We start from the raw sequence: 20843 nt of genomic DNA, 5'->3' as shown, positions 1-20843 counted from the left end.
CGGTGTCCGGGTCATCGCTGGCACCCCTCACCCGGACAGGCCTTCGAAAATGGCCATTAACGTCGCGGGTATCTCTCATTGCGGCATAACGTCGACTTCGACCGGATACCCCGCGTCGTGGTCGTGGCGTTGTACTGCTTCTTTCACCTACGTCACGCAACGGCGCGCGACAGGAGCCAGAGGACATGCAGACCAAGCTGGACGAACCCAAGGCCGAACTGCTCGCACGCGCGGCCCAGGTGGCTGAGAACAGCCCGGCCGGAGGACTACTTCCGGGCGGGTCCACGAGCGGGGGGACTCCGGACCGGGACACTGTCCTTGCGTATCTCCAGCGCTACTACCTGCATACCGCTCCGGAGGACATCGAGTACCGCGACCCCGAGGACGTCTTCGGCGCGGCGTTCTCGCACTTCCGGCTGGCCGAGAAGCGCCCGCAGGGCACCGCGAACGTCAGGGTGCACACCCCGAGCGTCGAGGAGAACGGCTGGACCTGCAGTCACACGGTCGTCGAGGTCGTCACCGACGACATGCCCTTCCTGGTCGACTCGGTCACCAACGAACTGACCCGCCAGGGCCGCGGCATCCACGTCGTGATCCACCCGCAGCTCCTGGTCCGGCGCGACGTGACCGGCAAGCTCATCGAGGTGCTCGGCAAGGACGAGACCGGCGAGGGCCTCCACGACGTCCTGGTCGAGTCCTGGATCCACGTCGAGTTCGACCGGGAGACCGAGCGCGCCGATCTGAAGCAGATCAGCACGGACCTGCTGAGGGTGCTCTCGGACGTCCGGGAGACCGTCGAGGACTGGGAGAAGATGCGCGATGCCGCGCTGCGCATCGCCGACGAGCTGCCCGCCGAGCCGACCGTGGGCGATCTGCCGGGACGAGAGGTGGAGGAGTCCCGCGAGCTGCTGCGCTGGCTCGCCGCCGACCACTTCACCTTCCTCGGCTACCGCGAGTACCAGCTCACCGACGACGACTCGCTGACCGCGGTGCCCGGCACCGGGCTCGGTATCCTCCGCTCCGACCCGCACCACAGCATCGACGAGGAGCACCCGGTCTCGCCGTCGTTCAGCAGGCTGCCCGCCGACGCCCGCGCCAAGGCCCGTGAGCACAAGGTCCTCGTGCTCACCAAGGCCAACAGCCGCTCGACGGTCCACCGCCCGAGCTACCTCGACTACGTCGGTGTGAAGAAGTTCGACGCCAAGGGCAACGTCGTCGGCGAGCGGCGTTTCCTCGGGCTCTTCTCCTCCGCCGCGTACACCGAGTCCGTACGCCGGGTGCCCGTCATCCGGCGCAAGGTCGCCGAGGTCCTCGAAGGCGCGGGCTTCACGTCCAACAGCCACGACGGCCGTGACCTGATGCAGATCCTGGAGACGTACCCGCGCGACGAGCTGTTCCAGACCCCCGTCGACCAGCTGCGCTCCATCGTCACCAGCGTGCTCTACCTCCAGGAGCGGCGCCGGCTCCGGCTCTACCTCCGCCAGGACGAGTACGGGCGCTACTACTCGGCGCTCATCTACCTGCCGCGCGACCGCTACACGACCGCGGTGCGGCTGCGCCTCATCGACATCCTCAAGGAGGAGCTCGGCGGCACCAGCGTCGACTTCACCGCCCGCAACACGGAGTCGATCCTCTCCAGGCTGCACTTCGTCGTGCGGGTCCCCGCGGGGACCGAGCTGACCGCTCTCACCGACGCCGACGCCGACAGGATCGAGGCCAGGCTCGTCGAGGCCGCCCGCTCCTGGGCCGACGGCTTCGGCGAGGCGCTGACCGCCGAGTGCGGTGAGGAGCGTGCCGCCGAACTGCTGCGCCGCTACGGCCAGTCCTTCCCCGAGGGCTACAAGGCGGACCACTCCCCGCGCGCCGCCGTCGCCGACCTCGGCCGCCTCGAACAACTCAAGCCGGGCGAGAAGGACTTCGCGCTCTCGCTGTACGAGCCGGTGGGTGCCGGCCCCGGTGAGCGCCGCTTCAAGATCTACCGGATCGGCTCGCAGGTCTCCCTGTCCGCCGTGCTCCCGGTGCTCCAGAAGCTGGGCGTCGAGGTCACCGACGAGCGCCCCTACGAGCTGCGCTGCGCGGACCGTACGCACGCCTGGATCTACGACTTCGGGCTGCGGATGCCGCAGATCGAGGGCGCGGGCGGCGACCATCTCGCCGACGACGCCAGGGAGCGCGTCCAGGAGGCATTCGCCGCTTCCTGGACCGGTGAGGCGGAGAACGACGGGTTCAACGCCCTGGTGCTCGGCGCGGGGCTGACCTGGCGGCAGGCGATGGTACTGCGCGCGTACGCCAAGTACCTGCGCCAGGCCGGATCGACCTTCAGCCAGGACTACATGGAGGACACCCTCCGCAACAACTCCCACACCACCCGGCTGCTCGTCTCGCTCTTCGAGGCCCGGATGTCGCCGGGCCGCCAGCGGGCGGGCACCGAGCTGACGGACGGCCTGCTCGAAGAGCTCGACGGCGCGCTCGACCAGGTGGCGAGTCTGGACGAGGACCGCATCCTGCGCTCCTTCCTCACCGTCATCAAGGCGACGCTCAGGACCAACTTCTTCCAGAGCGTCCACGAGAGCGGCGACCGCAGGGACCGGGGCGCCGAGCTGGACGCGTACCACCCCTACGTCTCCATGAAGTTCGACCCGCAGGCCATTCCGGACCTCCCCGCGCCCCGCCCGGCGTACGAGATCTGGGTGTACTCGCCGCGCGTCGAGGGTGTGCACCTGCGGTTCGGGAAGGTCGCCCGCGGTGGGCTGCGCTGGTCCGACCGGCGGGAGGACTTCCGTACGGAGGTGCTCGGCCTGGTCAAGGCGCAGATGGTCAAGAACACCGTGATCGTGCCGGTCGGCGCCAAGGGCGGCTTCGTCGCCAAGCAGCTGCCCGACCCGTCCGACCGGGACGCCTGGATGGCCGAGGGCATCGCGGCGTACAAGACCTTCATCTCCGCGCTGCTCGACATCACCGACAACCTGGTGGCAGGCGAGGTCGTGCCGCCCAGCGGTGTCGTACGGCACGACGAGGACGACACGTACCTCGTCGTCGCCGCCGACAAGGGCACCGCGACCTTCTCCGACATCGCCAACGAGGTCGCCGAGTCGTACGACTTCTGGCTCGGGGACGCCTTCGCGTCCGGCGGCTCCGCCGGCTACGACCACAAGGGCATGGGCATCACCGCCCGCGGCGCCTGGGAGTCCGTCGAGCGGCACTTCCGGGAGCTCGGCCACGACACCCAGACCGAGGACTTCACCACGGTCGGCGTCGGTGACATGTCCGGGGACGTCTTCGGGAACGGCATGCTGCTCTCCGAGCACATCCGCCTGGTCGCCGCCTTCGACCACCGTCACATCTTCATCGACCCGACCCCGGACGCGGCGACGTCCTTCGCCGAGCGGCGCAGGCTGTTCGACCTGCCGCGCTCGTCGTGGGCCGACTACAACACCGCCCTGCTCTCGGCCGGCGGTGGCATCCACCCCCGCAGCGCCAAGTCCATCCCGGTCAACGCGCATGTCCGTGAGGCGCTCGGCATCGAGTCGAACGTGGCCAAGATGACCCCGGCCGATCTGATGAGGGCCATCCTCAAGGCCCCGGTCGACCTGGTCTGGAACGGCGGCATCGGGACGTATGTGAAGTCCTCCGCCGAGTCCAACGCGGACGTCGGCGACAAGGCCAACGACGCGATCCGCGTCAACGGCGAGGACCTGCGCGCCAAGGTCGTCGGCGAGGGCGGCAACCTGGGCCTGACCCAGCTCGGCCGGATCGAGTACGCCAGGTCGGGCTGCGGCGGCTCGGGTGGCAAGATCAACACCGACGCGATCGACAACAGCGCCGGCGTGGACACCTCCGACCACGAGGTGAACATCAAGATCCTGCTCAACGGGATGGTCACCGAGGGCGACCTGACCGTCAAGCAGCGCAACAAGATCCTCGCGTCGATGACCGAGGAGGTCGGCGCCCTGGTGCTGCGCAACAACTACGCCCAGAACACGGCGCTCGCCAACGCCGAGGCCCAGGCCCCCTCACTGCTCCACGCCCACCAGCGCTTCATGCGCAGGCTGGTGCGGGACGGGCATCTGAACCGTTCGCTGGAGTTCCTGCCCACCGACCGGCAGGTGCGTGAGCTGCTCAGTGCGGGCAAGGGGCTGAGCCAGCCCGAGCTGGCCGTGCTCCTCGCGTACACCAAGATCACGGCGGCCCAGGAGCTGATCGCCACCGGTCTCCCGGACGACCCGTACCTGCAGAAGCTGGTGCACGCGTACTTCCCCAAGCCGCTGCGGGAGAGCTACCCCGAGGCGATCGAGGGGCATGCGCTGCGTCGCGAGATCATCACGACGGTCCTGGTCAACGACACGGTGAACACCGGTGGCTCGACCTTCCTGCACCGGCTCCGCGAGGAGACGGGCGCCTCGATCGAGGAGATCGTGCGGGCGCAGGCGGCGGCCCGTGAGATCTTCGGCCTGGCCGAGGTGTGGGACGCCGTCGAGGAGCTGGACAACAAGGTCGCGGCCGATGTCCAGACCCGTATCAGGCTGCACTCACGCCGGCTCGTGGAGCGCGGTACGCGCTGGCTCCTGGGGAACCGTCCCCAGCCGCTCGACCTGAGCGAGACCATCGCCTTCTTCACCGAGGGCGTGGAGAAGGTCTGGAGCGAGCTGCCGAACATGCTCAAGGGCGATGACCTGCAGTGGTACCAGGGCATCCTGGACGAGCTGACCGGCGAGGGTGTCCCGGAGGCGCTGGCCCGCCAGGTCGCCGGATTCTCGTCCGTCTTCCCGGCGCTGGACATCGTGGCGATCGCGGAGCGCACGGACAAGGACCCGATGGCCGTGGCCGAGGTGTACTACGACCTCGGTGACCGGCTGGCGATCTCCCTGCTGATGGACCGGATCATCGAGCTGCCGCGGGCCGACCGCTGGCAGTCCATGGCCCGCGCCTCCATCCGCGCGGACCTGTACGCGGCGCACGCGGGGCTGACCCTCGACGTGCTCTCGGCGGGGAACGGCGTTTCGACGCCGGAGCAGCGCTTCACGGCCTGGGAGGAGAAGAACGCGTCGATTCTGGGGCGTGCGCGCACCACGCTCGACGAGATCCAGTCCTCGGACGCCTTCGACCTGGCGAACCTGTCGGTCGCGATGCGGACGATGCGCTCGCTGCTGAGGACGCACATCTGAGACACGGAGACAGCGAGGGGGCACGCGGTGTGCGTGCCCCCTCCGCGGCCCCGGCCCGCCTGTACGACAGGCGGGCCGGGGCCGCGGCGTCTCCCGCCGCGGCGGTTACTTCTTCTTCGTGAACTCCTCGTACGCGGCGACGACTTCGTCTGCGGGACCATCCATCCGCATCGTCCCCGACTCCAGCCAGATGGCCCGTTCGCAGGTCTCCAGGATCGACTTGTTGCTGTGGCTGACCAGGAAGACGGTGCCCGCGGACGCGCGCAGTTCGGCGATCCGGTCCTGGCTGCGGCGCTGGAACTTCGCGTCGCCGGTGGAGAGGGCCTCGTCGATCATCAGGACGTCATGGCTCTTGGCCGCGGCGATGGAGAAGCGCAGCCGTGCGCCCATCCCCGATGAGTACGTCCGCATCGGCAGTGAGATGAAGTCGCCCTTCTCGTTGATGCCGGAGAAGTCGACGATCTCCGCGTAGCGCTCCCGGACCTCCTCGCGGGTCATTCCCATGGCCAGGCCGCCGAGGATCACATTCCGCTCGCCGGTCAGATCGCTCATCAGGGCGGCGTTGACCCCCAGCAGCGACGGCTGGCCCTGGGTGTAGACCCGGCCCGAGGCGGGTGGCAGCAGTCCGGCGACTGCCTTCAGCAGCGTGGATTTGCCCGACCCGTTGGATCCGATCAGGCCGATGGCCTCGCCCTTGTGCGCGACGAAGCTCACCCCGCGGACGGCGTGCACCTCGCGGGTCCCCGGCCGGGGCTTGCGCGTGACGATCCGGTTGAGGGCGGAGGTGGCGGTGCCCTTGCCGGATCCGGTGCCCTGGATCTTGTAGACGATGTGGAGGTCGTCGGCGATGACGGTCGGGATCCGCGCGCCGTGCGGGCCTGCCGCGGCGAGCGGGGCCGGTGCCGCGCCCGGGGCCGTCACCGGGGTCATGGTCGGGGACAGGGTGTCCACCTGGTTCTCAGCCACGTCCGTACTGCTCCTCTGCCTTCCAGAAGTAGATGAAGCCGCCCACCCCTGCAACGACCGCCCAGCCGACGGCCAGCGCCCAGACGTGGGGCGGAAGCTGGTTCGCGTGGTAGCTGTCGATGAGCGCGTATCGCATCAGGCTGATGTAGACGGCGGCCGGATTGGCCTGCAGGGACAGCAGGACGAGGTGCGGAAGATTGTCGTGCGACAGCACCTTCTTGATGCTCCACATCACGCCCGAGACGTACATCCAGGTGCGCAGGATGAACGGCATCAGCTGGGAGACGTCCGGGGTCTTGGCCGCGAGCCTGGCCATGACCATCGAGATTCCGGTGTTGAACAGCGACTGGAGCACCAGCGCGGGGATCGCCAGCAGCCAGCTGGGCTCCGGGTACTTGCCGAAGCAGACCAGGATGACGATGAGCGCGCCCATCGAGAAGAGGAGCTGCTGGAGCTGCTGGACGGCGTACGCGATGGGGAGTGAGGCGCGCGGGAAGTGCAGCGCTCGCACCAGGCCCAGGCTGCCGCTGATCGCGCGGGTGCCCGTCTGGATCGAGTTGCTGGTGAACGTCCAGATGAAGACGCCGGTCACCAGGAACGGGATGAAGTCGGGGACGCCGTGGCTGGTGCCGAGCAGGACACCGAAGATGAAGTAGTAGACGGCTGCGTTGAGCAGCGGCGTCATGATCTGCCAGACCTGCCCCAGCTTCGCCTGGCTGTACTGGGCGGTCAGCCGTGCGGTGGCGAAGGCGGTGATGAAGTGCCGGCGCCCCCAGGTCCTGCGGATGTACGTGAACAGCGGGGGGCGGGCACCGCTGATGGTCAGGCCGTGTGCGGCGGCCAGTGCGGCCAGATCCTGCGGGGGCTGCGGGGAGACGCTCGGAATCGCCGCCTCCGTGGCGGGCGCGTTCCTGGCTGTCGTGGGGATCACAGCATTCGCTTTCGACGGAGTTCGACGGGTTCATACCGGAAGAGCGGGCGCGAGCGCCTGCGACGTACGTCGCAACGGATCCGTATCGTCGTTACGTCGAGGCTAAGTCGGAATGACGTCGAAACGCAACCGTCTCGTCGCGACGAATAGGTAAACTTCTCCCCATGGCATCCCCTGATCCCCGCACGACCCGCCGGGCCCCCGCCGGAGCCGCCGTGCTCCGCGAGGACGTGACGGAGGCCATCCGCGCCGCTGTCTTCGAGGAGCTCGCGGCGGTCGGGTACGCGCGGATGTCGATCGAAGCCATCGCCCGCCGGGCCGGCGTCGGCAAGACCGCCGTCTACCGCCGCTGGAAGTCGAAGCTGTACCTGGTCCTCGACCTGGTCACGGCGTTCGCCGCGCAGGGCCTGCCCGCACCCGCGACCGGTTCGCTGTACGGCGATGTACGCGCCCTGCTCGCCGTGGCGTCGACCGCGCTGCGTCACCCGGTCGCCTCCCAGGTCATCCCGGATCTGCTGGTCGAGGCGGCACGCCAGCCGGAGATCGCGGACGCGATCAAGGCGGCGCTGCTCGACAACCAGAAGGGCGTCGCCGCCGCGGTGGTCCGCGACGCGGTGGCCCGTGGTGAGCTGCCCGCCGACGCCGATCCGGCACGGGCGCTCGAACTGATCGTGGGGCCGCTCTACTGGCGGCTCGCCGTGGTCAGGGACGGCCTGCCCAAGGGGTATCTGGACGGACTCGCGGCGGCGGCGGTGGCTGCGCTCAAGGCGTGACAGCCGATGCGCCCAAGGCGTGACGGGGCGGGCACCCAGGGGCCGCTCGGACCCCCGCCGCGAAGCCACTGAGCAGCGGGAAAACCGGCAGATTCGCCCGGGACACGACAGACCGACCGGATGCGGCGGAGGCCCCCGGCGATAGTACTGTGCACCCGCAACGAGAGATCACCGGCGCAGAGCAGTGGGAAACGAGTGCACAGCATGACCATCAGAGTCAGCGTGATCATCCCGGTCTACAATCCGGGGCCCTACATCGAGGACTGCATCGCTTCGCTGCTGAGGCAGAGCCTCCCTGACGACGCGTACGAAGCGATCTTCGTGGACGACGGGTCCACCGACGGCACCGGCGAGCGGCTGGACCGGCTCGCAGCGGAACACCCCCTCGTGCACGTCGTCCACCAGGAGAACTCCGGCTGGTCCGGCAAGCCCCGGAACGTCGGGATCGCCGCCGCGCAGGGCGAGTTCGTGATGTTCGTCGACAACGACGACTGGCTGGGCGACGAGGCGCTGGAGCGGATGTACGACTACGGCGTCAAGAACGCCGCCGATGTCGTCGTGGGCAAGATGGCCGGCAAGGGGCGACCCGTCCCGCGTGAGCTCTTCCGTGTCAACCGGCCGCGCGCCACGGTCAGGAACGCCCCGCTGATCGACAGTCTCACCCCCCACAAGATGTTCCGCAGGTCCTTCCTGGACGAGACGGGACTGCGCTTCCTGGAGGGGCGCCGCCGTCTGGAGGACCATGTCTTCGTCGCGGAGGCGTATCTCCGGGCGAAGAGCGTCGCCGTTCTCAGCGACTACGTCTGCTACTACCACGTCAAGCGGGACGATGCCTCCAACGCCGGTTTCCGGCGCATCGAGCCGGTGGGCTACTTCCGCAACCTCGGCGAGGCCCTCGACGTCGTGGAGAAGTACACCGAACCGGGGCCCCTGCGCGACAAGCTGTACCGCCGCTGGTTCCGCAACGAGATGATCGAGCGGATGCGCGGCGCCCGGCTGCTGGCCACACCGGACGACGGCTACCGCCAGGACATGTTCCAGGAGATGCACAAGATCGCCGTGGAGCGGTTCGGCCCCGGGGTCTCCGCCTCCCTGCTGCCCACGCAGCAGCTCGTGGGCGCGCTCATCAAGGCGGACCGCTACCAGGACGTCGAGCTCTTCGCCCGCTGGGAGAGCGGCATCGCCGCCCATGCCGAACTCACCGGGCTCGCCTGGGAGGACGGCACGCTGAAGCTGGCCTTCACCGCCGGGCTGCGGGCCGGCGACGAGCCGGTCCACTTCGTCAAGGAGGGCGGCGAGGAGCTGATCGGCCTGCCCGACGGCCTGAACAGCCCCGACGTACTCGCCCAGCTCGGAGTGAGCCCGCTGGCGGCCACCGGCCGTGCCAAGGCCGAACTCGTCCTGCGGGAGCGGTCGAGCGCCGCCGAGTTCTACCAGCCGGTCGAATTCACCAGGGAGCGCGTGGACGGCCCCGGGCCCGCCCAGTTCCGGCTGGTGCTGCGGGGGACCGCGGCCGTCACCCCCGGCGTGGCGGCCGGGGGCGCACCGCTCGGCGCCGGAGTCTGGGACGTCCTGGTCCGCGTCCATCAGAGCGGATGGAACAAGAACGTCCGGCTCGGATCGGTACGGAGCGATGCGGTCACGGCAGGACGGCAGGCGGCCCTGGTGGGCGAACCGGCGCAGGTCGTCGTCCCGTACTGGACCGCGTCGCACGGCAACCTCTCGCTCGACGTCGGTGCGACGACCGGTGTGCTCGGCAGGGAGTACCGGAAGGTCGGGGTCCGGGAGACCCGGGTGATGGACGAGCCGCTGTTGCTGGAGATGCTGCTCCCGCTGCACACCGAGGCCGTTGACGGGGTACCGGCCGCGCTCCACCTCACCGAGCGCAAGGGAGCCGGGGACACCGTACGTACGGCCGCGACGCTCACCGCGTCCAGGGGGCGCGCCGGAACGGTCCTCTGTGTCGAGCGGCCCGCCGGGCAACTGCCCGCAGGCACATGGGAAATGGCGGTGAGCGCCGGCGGCGACGGTGCGGCGCGCACGCCGCTTCCCCTGGTGCTCGTCGCCTCCGGATCCTCCGGTGAGCTGACGCTCCGCCGGCCGCGCGAGAGCCTGGTGCGCAAGCGGGCCCGGCTGATGCGGAAGCTCCGGCGCAGCGTGCTGGGGCGGGCCGTGCGCAAGGTACGGCGGCTGGCTGCGTCGAGGTAGGGGCGGGTGGCAGCGGGGTGACGGGACGTCGCCGGGGGCGTACGCCGGGGTATCCGGCCCTGAGGTGCTTGGTGTGGCGGGGCGGTGCTGAGGCGGATGTCGTACGGAGGGGCGCGGAGGGGATCCTCCACGCCCCCTCGTACGACGCGGCCGTCGCTGTCCTGTCGCCGTCGGGTGATCAGTAGCCGCGCAGCGCCGTGAGCTCGCCGCGTACCGTCCGCAGACCTGCGGTGCGGCCCCGCCTGCGCGCCAGCGCCGGCCAGATCCGTGAGCCGAGCAGGGCCTCCGGCTCGACGGCCTCCACTCGTTCGAGCAGTGCCTCCGGGACCTTCTGGGGGTCCGGCGTCACCCACTCCTGGACGATGGCGTCGTACGCGTCCTTGAGGACGGTGTTCGACGGGTCCAGACCGAAGACCAGGAAGACGCCGGTGGGCTGGGTGTCGACCTGGACGGTGATGAGATCCGGCCGGTGCCTGGCCACCACCGGGATGAACTTGTAGACGTCCCCGGTCCACGGCCCCGACGGCGTGACCCGCTCGCGGACCGCCTCCGCCTGGTTGCGCGGCAGCATGTCGTCCAGGACCACCACGCTCGACCAGCCGCCGAACCGCTCGGTGTTGATGAAGTCGCGCAGCGCGTACTCGAACAGGTGCATCCCGTCGATGAACGCCAGATCGACCTGGTTGGAGCCGGTGTACGCGCCCAGCAGCGGGCGGCCCTTGCGGACGTTGCGCAGCGGATTGCGGCAGCTCATCAGATGCCCCATCGGCTGCCGTCCGGAGAAGAACGTGTCGCTGGTCGACGTCACCAGCTGCAGGTCGCAGTGGAGCCGGGTCCGGATCTTCGGGGCCGGGTCGACCGCGATGCTGGGAACGCGGGAGAGGGCGAGGCTGCGCCCGTCGTTCGTCCCGATCTCCAGATAGGTCCGCGGCTTCAGCACCGCGTGCAGCCGCTGGAGGAATTCGTGCCTGTGCATGGGGACTCTCTCACGTGGGGGGATGGCACATCGTGATCAAAAGGCCATGTCGGGCTTAACGAAGGTGTCATGAGGCGGTTGCGCCGGAGCGCGTCCCAGGTCGCCCGAACCACCCTTTCGGGCAGACGCCCGCCCCGTTCCGCCGTGCCCTGCGCTGCGCTGTCCTGCGCTGCCCTGCCTTGCGCTGCCCCGGCCTGCCACGTGGCCTCGTCCCGCCCCCCCGGCGCACGGAAGGGGCGGGCCCGCCCCGTACCTCCGGGGAGCGGACCCGCCCGGCCCCGCCTCCCGGGTGCACCGCCGGCGGGCTGCCTACTTCACGGCGCCCGCCATGACGCCGTTGACGAACTGCCGCTGGAATGCGAAGAAGACCGCCAGCGGGATCACCATCGAGATGAACGCACCGGGTGCCAGCACGTCGATGTTGTTGCCGAACTGCCTGACCTGCTGCTGGAGCGCCACCGTGATCGGCGGGTGCTTGGAGTCCGCGAAGACCAGGGCGACCAGCATGTCGTTCCACACCCACAGGAACTGGAAGATCCCCAGTGAGGCGATGGCCGGGCCGCCGAGCGGCATGACGACCCGGGTGAACAGCCGGATCTCCCCGGCGCCGTCCAGTCGCGCCGCTTCCAGGAGCTCCCGCGGGATCTCCGCGAAGAAGTTGCGCAGCAGGAAGATGGCGAAGGGCAGCCCGAACGCCACATGGAAGAGGACCACCCCCGCCGTGGTCTCGAAGAGCCCGATCTCGCCGAACAGCTTCGAGACCGGGATCAGGGCCACCTGGACCGGCACGACCAGCAGGCCGACCACGACCAGGAACCACCAGTCGCGGCCGGGGAAGTCCATCCAGGCGAAGGCGTACGCGGCGAGTGAGCCGATGACCACCACCAGGACGGTCGCCGGGACCGTGATCATGACCGTGCTGAGCAGGGAGTCGGTGATGACCTTGTTGTCGAGGATCCTGGAGTAGTTGTCGAAGGTCAGCTGCGAGGGCGCGGTGAAGACCTTCCACCAGCCGGACGCCGCGATGTCGGACGAGCCGCGCAGCGAGGAGAGCAGCAGGCCCACCGTCGGCATCAGCCAGAACAGGCCGACCAGGACGAGGAAGACCCGCATCGCCGTGCCGCCAGCGCGGGCGGCGATCCTGGCGGCCAGCGGTTCCCTCTTCGCCGCCGCCGAGGCTGCGGGCAGCCGCTCGCCGGGCACGCGGGGTGCGGGCACCTGGGCTTCGGTGGTCATCGGCGCCCCTCCTTCCGCATCCTGCGGATGTTGACGAGCATGATGGGGACGACCAGGAGCAGCAGCAGGACGGCGATGGCGCTGCCGGTCCCCAGATCGGCGTCCGTGCCGAACGAGGAGCGGTAGAGCTGGAGGGCCAGTACGTTCGCGTCGTCCTGCGAGGAGCCCGGCGCCACGATGAAGACCAGGTCGAAGATCTTCAGGACGTTGATCATCAGGGTGACCAGCACCACCGCGAGGACCGGGGCGAGCAGCGGGATGGTGATCCGCCGGAAGACCTGCCACTCACTGGCCCCGTCCACCCGGGCCTGTTCGAGCAGTTCACGGGGGAGCCCGGCAAGCCCCGCCGCGATCAGGACCATGGCGAAGCCGGCCCACATCCAGACGTAACTGCCGATGATGGACGGGGTGACGAGCGTCGGACCGAGCCAGTCGACGCCGTTGTACGGCTCGCGGAAGTTCGAGTCGGGGAGCCGCAGCAGCGCCCCGTCCGCCGCTGCGGGCAGGGTGAAGGTCCCGTCCGGCGCGGCCTTGGCGCTCGCCACCACCTTGCCGCCCTTGACCGCCTCGACCGTGACCCCCTTGAGGCCCAGTTCCCGCGGGTCGATGACGTTCGGCCGGCCGCCCCCGCCCAGGGTGAAATCCAGCCAGGCCGTACCGGTCACCGAGCCGGCCGCGGCCTTCGGCGCGACCGCGGGTTCCGCCGCCGACGGCATCTTCGCCGGCAGGACGCCGACGAGCGGCAGCCGGACCGGGGTGCCCGCGTGCACCGGCTGCCGGGTGAGGAACGAGCCGCCCCCGCCGGGCTTCAGCGGGGCGACCGGCAGCGGATGCGCGCCCGGATAGCCCGCCGAATCGGCGAAGGTGTCGTGCACGCCCACCCAGACGGCGTTGGCCACACCCCGCCCCGGATCCTGCTCGTACACCAGCCGGAAGATGATGCCGGCCGCCAGCATCGAGATGGCCATCGGCATGAAGACGACCAGCTTGAACGCCGTCCCCCAGCGGACCCGTTCGGTGAGGACGGCGAAGATCAGGCCGAGCACCGTCGCCACGGTCGGCGCGACGACGACCCAGATCGCGGTGTTCTTGATCGCGGTGCGGATCGAGTCGTCGGTGAAGAGGGTCTTGTAGTTGTCGATGCCGATGAAGCTGGAGCCTGCCTGGTCGAAGAGGGACCGGTAGACCGAGTACCCGATCGGGTAGACCACGAGCGCGCCGAGCAGCACCAGGGCCGGCAGCAGGAATCCTGCCGCCAGGACCTTACGTGTGCCTGTCACGCTCTTGTGCGGCTTTCCGGCGGGGGACGGGCCCTTGAGCACGTCCCCCGCGACAGCGGAGGTCATCGCGGCATCAGTTCTTGTACGCCTTGGCCGCGTCGGACTCCAGCTTCTGCTGGGCCCCTGCGATGTCCTTCGGGTTCTTCAGGAAGTCCTGGAGGTCCTTCCACTCACCCTTGCCCGGCGTGCCGCCGAAGGACTGCGGTGCCTGGTCCGACATGTCGAAGCGGATGTCGTTGCCCGCAGCGACGAGTGCCTTGGCGATGGTCCGCTGCACGTCATTGGGGTAGGCCGACAGATCCAGCCCCTTGTTGGGGGAGACGAAGCCACCCGACTGAGCGGCGATCTTCGCGGCGTCCGTGGAGGCGAGCCACGTCAGGAGCGCCTGCGCACCCTTCGAGTCCTTGAGGATCACCGCGGCGTCGCCGCCGGTCACCACCGGAGCCTTGGCGCCCACCGCGGGGAACGGGAAGACCTTCGCGTCGGTGCCCACCTTCGCCTTGGTCTGCGCGATGTTGGTCTGGGCGAAGTCGCCCTCGAAGACCATCGCGCCCTTGGGCTGGTCGCCGCCGGTGAAGGTCTGGGTGACCGATGCGGGGAACTCGGTCTGGAGCGCGCCGTCGGCGCCGCCCGAGATGAGGGACGGCTTGCCGAAGAGCTGCGCGAGCGAGGTCAGCGCGGCCTTCACCGAAGGGTCCGTCCACTTGATCTTGTGCTGGGCGAGCTGGTCGTACTTCTCCGGGCCCGCCTGGGAGAGATAGACGTTCTCGAACCAGTCGGTCAGGGTCCAGCCGTCCGCGCCCCCGACCGATACCGGGGTGACACCCGAGGCGGAAACGGTCTCCGCGGTCTTGAGGAAGTCCGGCCAGGTCTTGGGCTCGCTCGCTCCCGCGTTCTGCAGCGCCTTGGCGTTGTACCAGACCAGGGACTTGTTGGCGGCCTTGAAATACACGCCGTACTGCTTGCCGCCGACGGCGCCGAGATCCTTCCAGACCTGCGAGTAGTTCTTGTCCAGCTGCGCCCGCGCGTCCGGGCCCACCGGCTTGGCCCACTTCTTGGCGACGGCCTGGGTGATCGCACCGACCTGCGGCATCATCGCCACGTCCGGCGGGGCGCCACCCGCGATCTTCGTGCCGAGGAAGTTGACGATCGGGTCCTGCGCGGGCACGAACGTGACCGACGCTCCCGTCCGCTTCTCGAACTCCTTCAGCACCTTGATGAAGTTCGCCTGCTCGGGGCCGGTCCAGACGGCGGCCACCTCCAGCTTCGTACCGCTCAGCCTGGGCAGCGCGACCCCGGACGCGCTGCTCTTCCCCGCCGGCTTGTCGCTCCCGCTGTCCTTCTTGCCGTCACTGCCGCATCCCGCGGCGAGGACGAGCGAGCCCGCGGCCACCACGGCCAGAACGGTCCTGCGTGAACGTAGAGCTGTGCCTGTTGTGCGCATCTGCCCCGACCTCTCCCATGCGCGTGCGGTCGGCGCGCCCATGACATCGGCGACGCCGTTGTCCCGTGAGCACAGTCCTACGCCGGGTCACTGCGGGGCCGCAATACCGGACCTTGATCCAACTGCCTTATCGTGATGGGCCCGTGACGTTACGTCAGACATTCAGGGAGGGTATGGACATCGCGTCCACCGAGCGGGCTGCCCGCTCCAGGGCGCTGGCCAGCAAGGCCAAGTCCGTTGGCCCGTTGCCGAGTTCACGGACGGGTCGGCGGGCCGGCGGGTCTCCCATCCGCTCCCATTCCAGCGGGACGACCGTGGGGCGCAGCGTCGCCGTGCGCGGGATGCGACCGGTCACCCGGCCGCCCTGGAAGGGCGTCACCCCGCGGTCCGGGCGCCCGAGCCTGCCCCGGCCGGGCGACGGGGCGTCCGGCGCGGGCGAGGTCGGAGGCGCGTCGAGCACCACCCGCAGTCTGCTGACCCTCGCAAGCTCCGTGTCGGCCGTACGGTCCGGCCGGGCCGAAGCGGCGATCAGGTGGACACCGAGCCGCTCACCCTCCCTGGCCACCGCCTCCAGCGCGCGGACGACCGAACCGGCGGTGGGGCGGCCGGGGCTGCCGAGCGCCGGTGCGACCAGCGCGTCGAAGTCGTCGACGATCACGACGAGCCGGGGGAGCGGTGTCGGGCCGGGCATCGGGTCCGTGCGTGCCCCGGCCGGGCGCAGCCGCAGGGTGCCGCTGGTCGGTGACTCGATGTCGCCGCTCTGCTCGGCCGGTCCGGGCTGGCGCCGGCCGACCAGCCGCTCCGCCACCTCCCGGGTCCTGTGCCAGTCGGCGAAGGTACCCGAGCCCAGCAGCTCGGCCCTGCGCTTCAGCTCGCCGCCGAGCGCCTGTGCGAACTCCCGCATCCGGACCGGGTCGGACGCCACCAGATGTGTGGAGGCGTGCGGCAGCTCGGTGCAGGGCCGAAGGCCCTCGCCGCGCTCGCCGCCCGCGCCGTCGACCAGGATCAGCCCGAGCCGGTCCGGCCGGGCAGCCGCGGCCAGCGATGCCGCTGTGGCGCGCAGCAGCTCCGTACGGCCACTGCCCGCCGGCCCCTCGATCAGCAGATGCGGCCCTTCGGTGGCCAGGTCCACGGTGACGGGGCCACGCGGTCCGGCGCCGAGCACCGCGGTCGTCTCCGCCGCTGCCGCCCAGCGGGCCATCAGGGACGCGGGGGTGGCACGGGCCAGCCCCAGCTCGTCGAGCAGCCGGGACGAAGCGGGCAGCGCCGCGGCCTGCCGTGCCGGGGTACCGGCCGCTGACGCGTCGGCCCGCAGGGGTGCCAGAGCCCGGGCGAACCGCTCGGCCCAGGCCGCCGACACCGCGTCGACCACGGCGAACGTGCCGCGGCTCGCGGACTGCCCGCCGCCGGTCGCCGGACGGATCCCGCGCGCCGTGCGCAGCAGCCGCAGTGCGGTGGCCACGTCGCCGCTCAGCAGGGCGGCGGCGCCGCACTCGCGGAAGGCGAGCGAGGCGGCGCAGGCAGCCTCGTAGGTCGTTTCGAGCGGGGAGGAGGGGGAGGCCGGCGCTGTCTCGGCGAGACAGAGGACGTGGACCCCGCAGGCGGCGCCCGCCGATGCCAGCCGCGCGGTGGTCTCGCGCAGGGTGGCCGAACCGGGATCGCCGTCCACGATCAGCACGGTGCAGGGGCCGTCGTACCGTTCGGCCGCCGCAGAGACGGCCCCCGGTTCGGCCGAGGCCCAGCCGGTGCCGAGCGGGCTGTCGTCCAGGCGCCGCACCAGCTCGGCGGTGCGGGCGGTCGCCTGGTCCTTGTCGTACGCCAGCAGGAGCCGGCAGTCCTGACCGTGGGCGGGCCGGACGTGGGGCAGCCAGCCGAGCCAGCCCCAGTCGCCCCTGCGCGCCTCCAGGGAGCGCGCCCGGTCCGTGCTGATCAGCACGATCTCCAGGTCCGCCGGGGGATGCAGCGCGGCGAGCTGCGCGACCGCCGAGCGGGCCAGGCCCGCCAGGCGCTCGCGGGGACCCGCGAGACCGAGCGACCCCGCCTCGCGCAGCGAGACGGTCACCGGCACCGCGGGCACCACACCGGCCCCGCCCGGGCCGGTCCTGTCGGCCGTGCCGAGCCGGATGACGAGCGCCTCGCTGTGGTCGGGTGCCCGCTCCCAGAGCCGCGGCCCCGGGCCGAGCGCGGTCAGCAGCAGCGCGGCCGGATCGGGCCAGGTGTCCGCGCCGGGCACGCCGGCCGCCGGGCCCGCGGGGAGCTCGGACGGGCCCGCGGACTGCGCCGGCGGGCTGTCGCGTACGGCATCGGGCCTGCTGCCTGCCAGCCGCCTCGCCCAGGCCCCTATGCCGCCCCGCCTGCGCGCGCCGTCGTCCGGGCCGGACGTCTCGTCGGTCTCCCGCCGGGCCCCGTCACGCGTATCGCTGCCGTCGGAGGGGCCGCCGGAACGGGCACGCCCGCTGTCGAGGCCGCCGTCCGGCGTCCGCTCATGGGCCTCCGGCGCCCGGTCGGGCCGCACTCTGGTGCCACGCGGTGGCGTGCCCTGGCGGCCCCGGGGGGTGAACCCGGGGTCCTGGGCGTAGGCCGCCGCGGCCTCGTCGTAGAGGTTGCTGTAGGGGTCGTGCGGCTGCTGGGCGCCGGCGCTCCGCGCGCCCGGCCCGCCGGACTGTTCGGGTATCCGGGTCTCGGCGGGAGAGGAGGACGCCTGCGGTGAGCCGGAGCCCGGACGGGAAGCGGGAATCGCACCGGTACCGGCCGGGCGGGCGCCATCGGGGCCGGTGGCCTGTGCGGGCACGAACCCGTATCCGGGCTCGCCGGGCGGGCGGCCCGCGCCGGCACCGCCGCCCTGAGCCCGCGCAGCCCCCGGCCCGTATCCGGCTGCCGCTTCCTGAGCGGCCGCTGCGCCACTGCCGGTGTCCTGGCCCGGCCCGTCGCGCACGACCCGCAGATGGCCCTCGCCGTCCGGGACGGCCACCGGCCGGTCGCTCCGCGTCCCACCGCCCGCCGTGGTGATCCGCAGCGCGGACTCGCCGACCCGGAGCAGGGAGCCAGGCGTCATGCGGACCGGGGCGTCGCCGACGCCGGATCCGTCCAGCGTCGTGCCGTTCGTCGAGCCGAGGTCGGCGACCGTCACCCGGCCGTCCTGCTCCACCGTGACCGTGCAGTGCAGCCGCGAGACGTCCGGGTCGTCCAGCGGAACGTCGGCGCCCGCCGAACGGCCGACGCTGATCCGGCCGCCGTGCAGCAGATGGACACCGCCCGCGTCCGGCCCCGCGACCACATGGAGCTGGGTGGTGGAGCCGTCGCCCCGGTCGTCCTCCTCGGCCGGCACCTGGAGCGAGAGCACCGCTCCGTCCACCAGGGGAGGCTCACCGAGCGCGGAGCGCTGCAGGTCGAGGCGGTGCCCGCCCGCGTACAGCACCACGCTGCCGGAGCCGGAGCCGTCCGGACCGGCTGCTGCCGTGGCGAGGCCGGAAGCGACCGTGGCCAGCGCCGCCCCGGCGGGGGCGGTGACGAGCACGTCGCAGGAGCGCGTCCCGGACGCGGATCGGCCGCTTCGCGGCGCGAGGACGGTCAGCCGGATCTGCATAGCCGTCAGCGGTCCCTTCTGCGGAGGGTGCCTGGCAGGAGCCGCCCTGTGATCTCCCCCACCCGGCAGGTCAACACGGATCCAGGGGACTCCCGACCCCACAACTCCGTGCTGGAGGCATCCTCGCATCTGCCACTGACAACACGCCCGGCGGTCACGGCCGAGTGATCTTGAATGGTCGGCTCTGGGCCCAAAAGTGCCTGGTTGGGATCGGCCCTGACCTGCCAGGAGGCGCCGGCGGGGGCGTCGCGGCAACCAACAGGGCGGTGTTCGCGTCTTCCCTTCGAACACAGCTGGAACACGGCCCCCACCTGCTCCGGACGTCAACCGGAGCACCCACCGTCACCCCCGCCGGACCCAGCGGAAGCGGCTGCGCAAGATCGTCGGCCGGTGCCCACGCGGGCGGCACTAGAGTGGGGCGGACATCCGGGCGGGGGGCCGGTGGACCAGGCAAGGGACGACGATCACAGGGAGCGCATGACGTGCGGCCCGTAGGCAGCAAGTACCTGCTCGAGGAGCCGCTGGGACGCGGCGCCACGGGCACCGTCTGGCGTGCCAGCCAGCGGGAGACCGCGGGCGCCGAGGCGGCCGTCGCCGGTCAGCCCGGCGAGACGGTGGCCATCAAGGTCCTCAAGGAGGAGCTGGCCGGCGACCCGGACGTGGTGATGCGGTTCCTGCGGGAGCGCTCCGTCCTGCTGCGGCTGACCCACCCCAACATCGTGCGGACCAGGGACCTCGTCGTCGAGGGCGATCTCCTCGCGCTCGTGATGGACCTGATCGAGGGCCCGGACCTGCACCGCTATCTGCGGGAGAACGGGCCGTTCAGCCCGGTGGCCGCCGCGCTGCTCACCGCGCAGATCGCCGACGCGCTCGCGGCCAGCCACGCCGACGGTGTCGTCCACCGCGACCTGAAGCCCGCGAACGTGCTGGTCAAGCAGGACGCCGACGGTCAGATGCACCCGATGCTCACCGACTTCGGCATCGCCCGCCTCGCGGATTCGCCGGGCCTGACCCGTACCCACGAATTCGTCGGCACTCCCGCCTACGTCGCACCGGAGTCCGCCGAGGGCCGTCCGCAGACATCAGCGGTCGACATCTACGGTGCGGGCATCCTGCTGTACGAACTGGTCACCGGGCGGCCCCCGTTCGCGGGCGGCACGGCCCTCGAAGTCCTCCAGCGGCACCTCAACGAGGACCCGCGCAGGCCCACCACCGTCCCCGAGGCGCTGTGGACGGTCATAGAGCGCTGTCTCAGCAAGGACCCGGACCGCCGCCCCAGCGCGGAGAACCTGGCCCGCGGGCTGCGCACCGTCGCCGGTGGGATCGGTGTCCACGCGACGCCCGCACAGGTCGCCGCCGCCCTCGGAGTGGGCGCGCTGCTCGCGCCGGACCCCGCGCCCGCCGAGGTGCCAGGGACGGCCGGAGCCGCCGACCCCACCCAGGTACTGCCGAACAACGCCGGTGCCTACGACCCCGCCGCGCAGACCAGCGTGCTGCCGACGGGTGCCGCGGGCCCGGGCGGACCGGGCGGACCGGGCGCCGCCGACCCGACCGCTGTGCTGCCGCCGGTGCCGGGCCGCTCGCCCGGCCAGCCCGAGCAGCCGCACCCCTGGCAGAGCCAGCTCAGTGCGGCCCGCGACCGCAACGAGCAGACCCAGGTGCAGTACCTCGCGCCGGAGCAGGACCCGCTGCGCCACCGTCCGCAGCGGCCGCAGCGCCGTCAGCAGCAGTACCCGCAGCAGCCGCCCCAGCAGTACGCCCCCCAGCAACAGCAACAGCAACAGCCGCAGCAGTACGCGCCGCAGCGCCGGCAACAGCAGCGCCCGGAGCAGCAGTACGCGCCGCCGCAGCAGCCCCCGGCGCCCGCTCAGCGCGAGCCCCGGCCGCCGAGGCAGCGCAGCGCCAACCCTGTGAAGATCCCCGGCCTCGGCTGCCTCAAGGGCTGCCTGGTCATGGTCGTGATCCTCTTCGTGGGTTCCTGGCTCATCTGGGAACTGACCCCGCTGCAGGAGTGGATCGGTACCTCCAAGAGCTTCATCTCGGAGATCTCCGACGGCGTCGGCTCGGTCCGTGACTTCGTGGAAGGTCTCGGCGGATCGGGCGGAAACGGATCGGGCGGGAACTGACAGCCCGCGCGGGACGGCCGGGGCGGGCAGCGCACCGCACCCGGCCGACCGGTGTGTATACATGTCGACTTCCGCGGAATGAATTACCCCCGCAGAAGTGAGGGTTCCTGCCATCCGGGGCACTGAACACCCCGACGCCCGCGTATTTTGGG

The 20843-nt window shown here is 71.1% G+C and carries 11 protein-coding genes; 4 read left to right on the top strand and 7 right to left on the bottom strand.

Annotated features, from left to right (window positions below):
- Positions 1-185: 185 nt before the first annotated feature.
- Entirely contained in the window at positions 186-5165 is a 4980-nt protein-coding gene (locus OG917_RS13135; RefSeq protein ID WP_328317768.1) for an NAD-glutamate dehydrogenase, read from the top strand.
- A gap of 105 nt (positions 5166-5270) precedes the next feature.
- Here OG917_RS13135 and OG917_RS13130 read toward each other — a convergent pair whose 3' ends face one another.
- Positions 5271-6095: an ABC transporter ATP-binding protein gene (locus tag OG917_RS13130; protein WP_328321853.1), complete on the bottom strand. Its 825-nt coding sequence runs from the start codon at positions 6093-6095 to the stop codon at positions 5271-5273.
- Positions 6096-6123: 28 nt separating this feature from the next.
- Complete coding sequence (locus OG917_RS13125; RefSeq protein ID WP_328321851.1) at positions 6124-7017, bottom strand: ABC transporter permease; 894 nt, start codon at positions 7015-7017, stop codon at positions 6124-6126.
- A 209-nt stretch (positions 7018-7226) separates the two neighbouring features.
- Between OG917_RS13125 and OG917_RS13120 the strand changes: the two genes are divergently transcribed.
- Positions 7227-7835, top strand: coding sequence for a TetR/AcrR family transcriptional regulator (locus OG917_RS13120; protein WP_328317767.1), 609 nt, complete (start codon positions 7227-7229; stop codon positions 7833-7835).
- A 204-nt stretch (positions 7836-8039) separates the two neighbouring features.
- A complete protein-coding gene (locus tag OG917_RS13115) occupies positions 8040-10043 on the top strand; it encodes a glycosyltransferase family 2 protein (protein ID WP_328317766.1) in 2004 nt (667 codons plus the stop codon).
- A 178-nt stretch (positions 10044-10221) separates the two neighbouring features.
- Here the strand turns inward: OG917_RS13115 and OG917_RS13110 are convergent, their stop codons facing one another.
- The 5 genes from OG917_RS13110 to OG917_RS13090 form a co-directional block, all read right to left on the bottom strand.
- Positions 10222-11019, bottom strand: a complete 798-nt coding sequence (locus OG917_RS13110; protein WP_328317765.1) for a class I SAM-dependent methyltransferase — start codon at positions 11017-11019, stop codon at positions 10222-10224.
- 309 nt (positions 11020-11328) lie between these two features.
- Positions 11329-12255: a carbohydrate ABC transporter permease gene (locus tag OG917_RS13105; RefSeq protein WP_443058952.1), complete on the bottom strand. Its 927-nt coding sequence runs from the start codon at positions 12253-12255 to the stop codon at positions 11329-11331.
- Positions 12252-13601 carry a carbohydrate ABC transporter permease gene (locus tag OG917_RS13100; RefSeq protein ID WP_328317764.1) on the bottom strand — a complete coding sequence of 450 codons (1350 nt, stop codon included), beginning with the start codon at positions 13599-13601 and terminating at the stop codon, positions 12252-12254. Before OG917_RS13100 ends, OG917_RS13105 begins: the two co-directional genes overlap by 4 nt.
- 7 nt (positions 13602-13608) lie before the next feature.
- Positions 13609-14979, bottom strand: coding sequence for an ABC transporter substrate-binding protein (locus OG917_RS13095; RefSeq protein WP_328317763.1), 1371 nt, complete (start codon positions 14977-14979; stop codon positions 13609-13611).
- Positions 14980-15133: 154 nt separating this feature from the next.
- Positions 15134-18565 (bottom strand): FtsK/SpoIIIE domain-containing protein, encoded by a 3432-nt coding sequence (locus OG917_RS13090; RefSeq protein WP_328317762.1) that lies wholly within the window; start codon positions 18563-18565, stop codon positions 15134-15136.
- 482 nt (positions 18566-19047) lie between these two features.
- Between OG917_RS13090 and OG917_RS13085 the strand changes: the two genes are divergently transcribed.
- Positions 19048-20691 (top strand): serine/threonine-protein kinase, encoded by a 1644-nt coding sequence (locus OG917_RS13085; RefSeq protein ID WP_328317761.1) that lies wholly within the window; start codon positions 19048-19050, stop codon positions 20689-20691.
- The last annotated feature ends 152 nt before the right edge of the window (positions 20692-20843 follow it).

It is taken from the genome of Streptomyces sp. NBC_00388 (assembly GCF_036061255.1).
GTDB lineage: Bacteria > Actinomycetota > Actinomycetes > Streptomycetales > Streptomycetaceae > Streptomyces.
The sequence above is the reverse complement of the archived record's forward strand: the minus strand, read 5'-3'. Positions and strand labels throughout refer to the sequence as shown.

Excerpts from the sequence above, each read along its gene's own strand:
- OG917_RS13135 (WP_328317768.1), top strand. The coding sequence starts at position 186 with ATGCAGACCAAGCTGGACGAACCCAAGGCCGAACTGCTCGCACGCGCG.
- OG917_RS13130 (WP_328321853.1), bottom strand. The coding sequence starts at position 6,095 with ATGACCCCGGTGACGGCCCCGGGCGCGGCACCGGCCCCGCTCGCCGCG.
- OG917_RS13120 (WP_328317767.1), top strand. The coding sequence starts at position 7,227 with ATGGCATCCCCTGATCCCCGCACGACCCGCCGGGCCCCCGCCGGAGCC.
- OG917_RS13115 (WP_328317766.1), top strand. The coding sequence starts at position 8,040 with ATGACCATCAGAGTCAGCGTGATCATCCCGGTCTACAATCCGGGGCCC.
- OG917_RS13110 (WP_328317765.1), bottom strand. The coding sequence starts at position 11,019 with ATGCACAGGCACGAATTCCTCCAGCGGCTGCACGCGGTGCTGAAGCCG.
- OG917_RS13105 (WP_443058952.1), bottom strand. The coding sequence starts at position 12,255 with ATGACCACCGAAGCCCAGGTGCCCGCACCCCGCGTGCCCGGCGAGCGG.
- OG917_RS13100 (WP_328317764.1), bottom strand. The coding sequence starts at position 13,601 with ATGACCTCCGCTGTCGCGGGGGACGTGCTCAAGGGCCCGTCCCCCGCC.
- OG917_RS13095 (WP_328317763.1), bottom strand. The coding sequence starts at position 14,979 with ATGCGCACAACAGGCACAGCTCTACGTTCACGCAGGACCGTTCTGGCC.
- OG917_RS13090 (WP_328317762.1), bottom strand. The coding sequence starts at position 18,565 with ATGCAGATCCGGCTGACCGTCCTCGCGCCGCGAAGCGGCCGATCCGCG.